7 protein-coding genes are annotated in these 8,697 nt (G+C 32.6%); 1 reads left to right on the top strand and 6 read right to left on the bottom strand.

Annotated features, from left to right (window positions below; genetic code table 11):
• The 6 genes from DIU01_RS00705 to DIU01_RS00680 form a co-directional block, all read right to left on the bottom strand.
• Positions 1-224: hypothetical protein (locus DIU01_RS00705; protein WP_290831348.1), on the bottom strand; the 224-nt coding region annotated here is incomplete at its 3' end.
• A 16-nt stretch (positions 225-240) separates the two neighbouring features.
• Positions 241-603, bottom strand: coding sequence for a DUF1304 domain-containing protein (locus DIU01_RS00700; RefSeq protein ID WP_290831347.1), 363 nt, complete (start codon positions 601-603; stop codon positions 241-243).
• A gap of 13 nt (positions 604-616) precedes the next feature.
• Complete coding sequence (locus tag DIU01_RS00695; protein ID WP_290831346.1) at positions 617-1,198, bottom strand: TMEM175 family protein; 582 nt, start codon at positions 1,196-1,198, stop codon at positions 617-619.
• Positions 1,199-1,200: 2 nt separating this feature from the next.
• Entirely contained in the window at positions 1,201-1,716 is a 516-nt protein-coding gene (locus DIU01_RS00690) for a DUF421 domain-containing protein (protein WP_290831345.1), read from the bottom strand.
• A gap of 21 nt (positions 1,717-1,737) precedes the next feature.
• Entirely contained in the window at positions 1,738-3,108 is a 1,371-nt protein-coding gene (rimK, locus tag DIU01_RS00685; protein WP_290831344.1) for a 30S ribosomal protein S6--L-glutamate ligase, read from the bottom strand.
• A 128-nt stretch (positions 3,109-3,236) separates the two neighbouring features.
• On the bottom strand, positions 3,237-5,780 hold the full coding sequence (locus DIU01_RS00680; protein ID WP_290831343.1) for an ATP-dependent Clp protease ATP-binding subunit: 2,544 nt from the start codon (positions 5,778-5,780) through the stop codon (positions 3,237-3,239).
• 263 nt (positions 5,781-6,043) lie between these two features.
• On the opposite strand from DIU01_RS00680, the gene gyrA reads away from it, so the two are divergent.
• On the top strand, positions 6,044-8,647 hold the full coding sequence (gene gyrA / locus DIU01_RS00675; protein WP_290831342.1) for a DNA gyrase subunit A: 2,604 nt from the start codon (positions 6,044-6,046) through the stop codon (positions 8,645-8,647).
• Positions 8,648-8,697 lie beyond the last annotated feature (50 nt).

Raw genomic sequence — 8,697 nt, 5'->3', positions numbered from 1 at the left:
AAATGTTTTATATCTTCTGAATTTTCAATATTTAGTTCCATCAAACTCAATTTTGAAACTTTATCAGCTTCAAGTTGATTTATTTCTCCATTTTTATCGATATCAATTTCTGGATATTTTTTAAAAACACAATTTTTAAAGTATTTATCTTTAAAATTAATAGTTTGAGAAAAGGAAGTAAAATTAGTAATTACTAAAGTTATCAGGATAAAATATTTTAGCATAGATCTTATTTTGAAATTAATAATTTATCAAACTCAAAATCCCCAAAATAGCAGGAACGCTTTGAACATAAAATATACGTTTAGAAACTGTAAAAGCACCATAAAGTCCGGCAACTAATACGCAACCTAGAAAGAATAAAGCAACGTTTGTACTCCAAATGGCATCTGAAATAAACAACGACCAGATTAATCCAAAAGCTAGAAATCCGTTGTATAAACCTTGATTGGCAGCCATAACTTTGGTTTTTTCAAATTGATCTGCTGGAATGGTTTTAAAAACTTTTCGAGCACGAGTTGTCCATGCAAACATTTCTAACCAAAGAATGTAAAGGTGAATAAAAGCAATAAATCCGACGATGATTTGAGATACAATGTTCATGTTTTTTCGATTTTTAATTTTCTTCTTTTAAAATCTTTTCAATTCTTTTGTCTGGGATTAACCACATTATTGCAACGATAATGTATAAAATCCCTGAGATTAGAGTGTAATATTTGGTTAAAATTACAGCGATTATGTACAAAACTACAGAAACTTTTCCTTTAAAATCTTTACCTAAAGCTTTCGATAAAATGGAGTCTTTTCCATGGTTTGCAATTATTGTATTTTGTAAAATGAAATAGGCGATTGCGTTCATTAACAATACAATTCCATAAAGCATCATTGGGAAAGGAGCAAAGTGGTGTTCACCAATCCAAGCAGTTGTAAAAGGAATTAGTGATAACCAAAATAGTAAATGTAAGTTAGCCCAAAGAATTTTGCCATTTACAGTTTTGACTGTATGAAGCATATGATGGTGGTTGTTCCAATAAATTCCAACATAAATAAAACTCAAAATATAACTCAAAAATTTATGAGATAATTTTAAAACGGATTCAAATGTAGTATCATTTGGTACTTTAAACTCCAAAACCATGATAGTTATTATAATAGCTAAAACGCCATCACTGAAGGCTTCAAGTCTGTTTTTGGTCATAACTAATTGTTTAAATTCCCTAATGTTTTATGAATTTTTCTTTTGTGATGGGTTTGTTTTAAATTTTCGTTTCCCGAAATAATACTTATACTTCCATCAATTTCGAACATAGCTAATTTTACATCTTTATAAAATTCAACTCCGTGTTCGCGCATAGCTTCTTTTAATTCATCATCTGATATATCTAATCTTCCTATGGTTTTGAAATCAATTTTACCATTATGAATAAGAATTTCGGGTTTGTCTTGAACTAAATTTTTAATAAATTCAGATTTAGACATCACTTTTTTGAAAATGAAATTAATGACAAAAAGCGCTAATGCTGCTATAATTCCGCCATAAAGAGAAGTGTTGTTTCCAACCATAGCATTTTGAACCGAATTACTAATTAGTAAAATCAAGATTACATCTGCTGTATTTAATTGAGATAATTGTTTTTTTCCAAAAATTCGGAGCGCAATAATCATAAAAAAATATACAGAAACACTTCGTATAGTAATATCTAAATAAGGATTCATAAGCTATTTACTAATCACTATTTATTTCTTCTTAATGTTACTTTCAATCGCTTTAATCATTTCTCCAGCAATATCTTTATTAGTTGCGCCTTCAATTCCTTCTAAACCAGGAGATGAATTTACTTCTAATAACAGCGGACCTTTGGAAGAACGAATGATGTCAACTCCGGCAACTCTTAAATCCATTGCCTTTGCAGCTTTTATTGCAATTTTCTTTTCTTCAACAGTTGGTTTTACTATAGATGCAGTTCCGCCCATGTGAATGTTGGCTCTAAATTCGCCCGGTGCAGCTTCACGTTGAATTGATGCAACAACTTTTCCGTCAACTACAAATAATCGTAAATCTTTTCCGTTGGCTTCTTTAATAAATTCTTGAACTAATATGTTGGCGTTTAAGCTTTTGAATGCGTTAATTACCGATTCTGCAGCTTTTTTAGTTTCTGCCAAAACGACACCTTTTCCTTGAGTTCCTTCTAATAATTTTACGATTAAAGGCGAACCTCCAACCATTTTTATCAAATCGTCGGTATCTAAAGGTGAGTTTGCAAATCCAGTCGTTGGAATATCAACTCCATTTCGAAGTAATAATTGCAATGAAAATAATTTATCTCGAGATTGTGTTATGGCTGCAGCCGAATTTAAGCAATATACTTTCATTGCTTCAAATTGTCGTGTCAAAGCACAACCATAAAACGTAATGCTTGGCCGAATTCTCGGAATTACAGCATCAAAATTATCCAATACTTTTCCACCACGATAATGAATTTCTGGTTTATCGGCATCCAATTTCATGTAACATTCTTTGATGTTTAGAAAATGCATTTCGTGACCACGCATTTCGCCAGCTTCCATTATTCGTCTGTTGCTGTATAATTCGGGATTACTCGCTAGTAATCCGATTCGTAAACCCGATTTATTGGGAATTGCGTCGACGTATAAATTTTTTAAATTTTCGGTTGTAGTTTGTCCGAGTAAATATTTTTGTTCTGGATCAACCAGAATTCTTCCGCTCATAGCTTCACGACCAAGCAACATTCTAAAACCCATTGAATCTCGGTTTGTTAAAGTCATTTCGATTGCCCAAACCTCAGTTCCAATGTTGATACTTGACTGAATTACATAACGTTGCTCACGAAAACCGCTAGAGCTTTTTACTACACGTTTGTCGATTAGTAAAGCTTCGCAATGAATTACAGTTTTGAGATTGTTCTGAATTGGATTGATATCAAATTTCACCCAATTGATTCCGTCTTTTACAAAAGGAGCAATGTTTATAGCATGTAATGCTGATGTTTTTGCACCCGAATCTACACGTGCTTTTATGGCTGGAATTCCAAGTTCGGGAAACGAACACCATTCTTCTGAACCTAAAATTATTTTTTCTTGTGGCATTTTTTTGATGAATTAAATACAATTCGAAAGTACTACTTTTTTTAAAATCAAAAACCACTAACAAAACAATTTTATCAGCAATTGATATTATGTTTTGTGAGTGGTTTTGTTTTGAGTTTATTATATTCTTAACTCGTTGGTTCTTCTGCCTTTTGAATTTTTACAGTCAATTCTTCTGAACCATCTTCGATATCCATAAATATTTCGTCTCCAGATCCAATTTTAGAAGTAATAATTTCTTCTGCTAATGAATCTTCAACATACTTCTGAATGGCTCTTTTTAATGGTCTTGCGCCAAATTGTCTATCAAAACCTTTTTCGGCAATAAATGCTTTTGCTTTATCAGATAAATTTAATTTGTATCCTAAATCGGCAACACGAGCATATAATTTTTTCAATTCGATTTCGATAATTTTATCAATATCGTGTTTTTCTAATGCGTTGAATACAATTACATCATCAATTCTATTTAAGAATTCTGGTGCAAAAGTTTTCTTCAAAGCATTTTCAATTATACTTTTCGAATTATCATCGGCTTGAGCCACTTTTGCGGCAGTTCCGAAACCTACGCCTTGTCCGAAATCTTTCAATTGACGTGCTCCAACATTAGAAGTCATGATGATAATCGTATTTTTAAAATCGATTTTTCTTCCTAAACTGTCCGTCAAATAACCGTCATCAAGAACTTGCAACATCATGTTGAAAACGTCTGGATGTGCTTTTTCTATCTCATCTAATAAAACTACACAATATGGTTTTCTTCTAACTTTTTCTGTTAATTGTCCGCCTTCTTCATATCCAACATATCCTGGAGGTGCACCAATTAATCTAGAAATCGCAAATTTTTCCATGTATTCGCTCATGTCAATACGAATTAACGCATCTTCAGAATCGAATAATTCTTTAGCCAAAACTTTAGCCAATTGCGTTTTACCAACACCAGTTTGTCCTAAGAAAATAAACGAACCAATTGGACGATTTGGATCTTTCAATCCAGCACGATTTCTTTGGATAGAACGCGATATTTTTAAAACCGCGTCGTTTTGTCCAATCACTTTACCTTGAAGTAGTTCTGGTAAGTTAGCTAACTTATTACTTTCAGTTTGAGCAATTCTATTTACAGGAATTCCAGTCATCATTGAAACGACATCAGCAACGTTATCTTCTGTTACTTGAATACGATTATTTTTAGAATCTTCTTCCCATTGTTCTTGAGCGATTGCAAGATCTTTTTCTATTTTCTTTTCGTCATCACGAAGTTTAGCAGCTTCTTCGTATTTCTGTCTTTTTACAACAGAATTTTTAAGTTCGCGTACTTCTTCCAATTGACGTTCTAATTCTAAAATTTGTTTAGGAACATCAATATTTGTTATGTGAACTCTTGATCCAGCTTCGTCTAAGGCATCAATTGCTTTGTCTGGTAAAAATCGCTCCGACATATATCTGTCAGTCAATTTCACACAAGCTTCAATCGCTTCTTGAGAATAAGTTACACTGTGGTGATCTTCGTATTTATTTTTAATGTTGTTCAAAATTGTAATCGTTTCTTCAACCGAAGTTGGTTCTACAATTACTTTTTGGAAACGTCTTTCTAAAGCGCCATCTTTTTCAATATATTGTCTGTACTCGTCAAGAGTTGTTGCACCAATACATTGGATTTCGCCTCTTGCCAAAGCAGGTTTGAACATATTTGATGCGTCAAGTGAACCTGTTGCGCCACCGGCACCAACTATAGTATGAATTTCATCAATAAAAAGAATAATATCATCGTTCTTTTCAAGTTCGTTCATTACCGCTTTCATTCGCTCTTCAAATTGTCCACGGTATTTCGTTCCAGCAACTAAACTTGCTAAATCTAACGTAACAACTCTTTTATTGAATAAAATTCTTGAAACTTTCTTTTGGATAATTCGCAAGGCCAAACCTTCAGCAATTGCTGATTTTCCAACTCCAGGTTCACCTATTAGTAATGGATTGTTTTTCTTTCTACGGCTTAAAATTTGAGAAACTCTTTCAATTTCTTTTTCACGACCAACCACTGGATCTAATTTTCCTTCTTCGGCCATTTCAGTTAAGTCACGACCAAAATTATCTAAAACTGGTGTCTTAGATTTTTTATTAGATTTATTTGTTGGAGTATTAAAGTTATCGCCTTTTAAGCTGTCATCTTGACCTGAATCTTCATTGAAAGATTCGTTTTTTGGTAAATTTTCTAAAAAATCTTCTTCTTTTGGTGTCATATCTAAATATTGTTCTTTAGCTACTTCATAATCAATTTTTAGCTTATTAAGTAGCTTTGTTGTTGGATCGTTTTCATTTCTCAATATACACAACAATAAATGTGCCGTGCTTATTGATGTACTTTGAAACACTTTGGCTTCAAGGAAAGTGGTTTTTAAAGCTCTTTCTGCTTGACGCGTTAAGTGTAAGTTTTTCTTTTCTATGCTTGTTTCAAGATTTGGATTTGGTGGGCTTAATACTTCTACTTTTCTTCTTAAATGTTCTAAATCAACAGATAGGTTATTTAAAATAGATATTGCTTTACCATTTCCATCGCGCAAAATGCCTAACATTAAGTGTTCAGTACCAATAAAATCGTGTCCTAAACGTAATGCTTCCTCTTTGCTGTACGTAATAACATCTTTTACTCTTGGTGAAAAATTATCATCCATTTTTTTATATATATAATTATGGTAAATTTAGTGAATTACTTGAATTATTACAAATATCATTCCGACTAAAACACTTGTCAGTAAATTGACAAAAAAATAGTCATATATAAAAGGTAGTTTAATGTAAATTTATTAACCATTATTAAGGTGTATTTTGTTAATAAATCATTGAAATAAGTAGTCTAAAATGCTTTTAAAAATAGCAAAAAGATGTATATTGCACGTTTGAATTCTAAATTAATTTATTTTAAAAATTTATAAATATGTCTGACGGAGAAAAGTTAATTCCTATTAACATTGAAGACGAAATGAAGTCAGCTTACATCGATTATTCGATGTCAGTTATTGTATCAAGAGCATTGCCAGACGTGCGTGATGGTTTAAAACCAGTGCACCGAAGAGTATTATATGGAATGTATGATTTAGGAGTTTTCTCAAATAAAGCTCATAAAAAATCCGCAAGAATTGTTGGAGAAGTTTTAGGTAAATATCACCCACACGGAGATACATCGGTTTATGATGCAATGGTTCGTATGGCTCAAGAATGGAGTTTACGTTATTTATTAGTTGATGGTCAAGGTAACTTTGGTTCTGTAGATGGCGATAGTCCTGCGGCGATGCGTTACACTGAGGCAAGAATGAAAAAAATGTCAGAAGACATTATGGCAGATATCGACAAAGAAACAGTTGACTTTAAACTAAATTTTGACGATACTTTGTATGAACCAACAGTAATGCCAACTCGTGTTCCTGCTTTACTTATAAATGGAGCTTCGGGAATTGCAGTAGGTATGGCAACAAATATGGCGCCACACAATATTACTGAAGTTATTGATGGAACATTAGCTTACATTGACAATAATGATATTGAGATTGACGAATTAATCACAATGATCAAAGCTCCAGATTTTCCTACAGGTGGAATTATTTACGGAATGGAAGGTGTTCGTGAGGCATTTAAAACAGGTCGTGGTAGAATTGTAATTCGCGCCAAAGTTGGTTTTGAAGAAGTAAACGGTAAAGAAGCGATCATTGTAACCGAGATTCCTTATCAGGTTAACAAGGCAGAAATGATTAAAAAGACTGCCGATTTAATTAATGATAAAAAAATTGAAGGTATTTCAAATATCCGTGATGAATCGGATAGAACTGGAATGCGAATTGTTTACGAATTAAAACGTGATGCAGTTCCAAACGTAGTTTTGAATACTTTATATAAATACACACAACTTCAATCTTCTTTCAGTGTTAATAACATTGCATTGGTTAAAGGAAGACCGCAAATGTTGAATGTGAAAGATTTAATTCACTATTTTGTTGAACACAGACACGATGTTGTTGTTAGAAGAACACAATTTGAATTAAGAAAAGCAGAAGAAAGAGCCCATATTCTTGAAGGTTTAATTATTGCTTCAGATAATATTGATGAAGTAATTGCTTTAATTCGTTCATCTAAAGATGGAGAAGAAGCAAGAGCCAAATTAATTGAACGATTTAATTTATCTGAAATTCAAGCGCGTGCCATTGTTGAAATGCGTTTACGTCAATTAACAGGTCTTGAGCAAGATAAACTTCGTGCAGAATATGAAGAAATCATGAAATTAATCAACCATTTAAGAGCTTTATTGGAAAGTAAAGAGATGAGAATGGAATTAATTAAAGAAGAGCTTGTTGAAATTAGAGATAAATATGGTGACGATCGTCGTTCTGTAATTGAATATTCTGGTGGCGATGTAAGTATTGAAGATTTAATTGCCGATGAAAATGTGGTAATTACAATTTCGCATGCAGGTTACATCAAACGTACTTCATTAACAGAATACAAAACTCAAAATAGAGGTGGAGTTGGACAAAAATCGGCTGCTACTCGTGATCAAGATTTCTTAGAACATTTGTTTGTAGCAACGAATCACAATTACTTATTGATTTTCACTCAAAAAGGAAAATGTTATTGGATGCGTGTTTACGAAATTCCAGAAGGAACAAAAGCAAGTAAAGGTCGCGCACTTCAAAACCTTATCAATATTGAGCCAGACGATAAAGTAAAAGCATTTATTTGTACTCAAGATTTAAAAGATCAAGATTATATTAAGAGTCATTATATAATTATGGCTACCAAAAAAGGTCAGGTTAAGAAAACTTCTTTAGAGAAATATTCTAAACCAAGAGTTAACGGAGTTGCAGCAATCACTATTAAAGAAGACGACGAATTATTGGCAGCAGAGATAACTAATGGTAGTAGTCAAGTTTTAATTGCAGTAAAATCGGGTAAACTAGTTCGTTTCGAAGAAGCTAAAACTAGACCAATGGGTAGAACTGCATCTGGAGTTAGAGGTATTACGTTAAGAGATACGCAAGACGAAGTGATTGGCATGGTTTCTGTTGATGAGAATAATATCAATGACACTCAATTATTAGTCGTTACCGAAAATGGTTATGGTAAGAGAACGAAACTTGAGGATGAAGGTGAAGCAGTTTATAGAATTACCAATCGTGGTGGAAAAGGTGTAAAAACTTTAAACATAACTGAAAAAACTGGAGCTCTAGTTTCAATCAACACAGTTACCGATGCTGATGATTTAATGATTATCAACAAATCTGGGTTGACTATTAGAATGGATGTTTCTACTTTAAGAGTTATGGGTCGAGCAACTCAAGGTGTTCGTTTGATTAATATTAAAGGAAACGATTCTATTGCTGCTGTAACTAAAGTTATGAAAGATGAAGAGGAAGAAGCTATTGCTGTTGACGGAGAAGAATTAGAAATTGATCCAAATGCAGTTTTAGAAGATGATTCTGATGATGACGATGACGTTGCTGATGATCAAGAAGATGCCGAAGAAGAATCGGATGAAACTGAAGAGTAAAAAATAAATTAAAAATAAATAAAAGCCATGTAACCTAATAGCAATATTAA

It is taken from the genome of Flavobacterium sp., from assembly GCF_003525665.1.
Taxonomy (GTDB): domain Bacteria; phylum Bacteroidota; class Bacteroidia; order Flavobacteriales; family Flavobacteriaceae; genus Flavobacterium.
Note: the sequence above shows the minus strand (reverse complement) of the source record. Positions and strands in the feature narration are given on the sequence as shown.

What these genes read in the sequence shown, in the direction of transcription:
- DIU01_RS00700 (WP_290831347.1), bottom strand. Translation starts at nt 603, where the DNA reads ATGAACATTGTATCTCAAATCATCGTCGGATTTATTGCTTTTATTCAC.
- rimK (WP_290831344.1), bottom strand. Translation starts at nt 3,108, where the DNA reads ATGCCACAAGAAAAAATAATTTTAGGTTCAGAAGAATGGTGTTCGTTT.
- DIU01_RS00695 (WP_290831346.1), bottom strand. Translation starts at nt 1,198, where the DNA reads ATGACCAAAAACAGACTTGAAGCCTTCAGTGATGGCGTTTTAGCTATT.
- DIU01_RS00680 (WP_290831343.1), bottom strand. Translation starts at nt 5,780, where the DNA reads ATGGATGATAATTTTTCACCAAGAGTAAAAGATGTTATTACGTACAGC.
- DIU01_RS00690 (WP_290831345.1), bottom strand. Translation starts at nt 1,716, where the DNA reads ATGAATCCTTATTTAGATATTACTATACGAAGTGTTTCTGTATATTTT.
- gyrA (WP_290831342.1), top strand. Translation starts at nt 6,044, where the DNA reads ATGTCTGACGGAGAAAAGTTAATTCCTATTAACATTGAAGACGAAATG.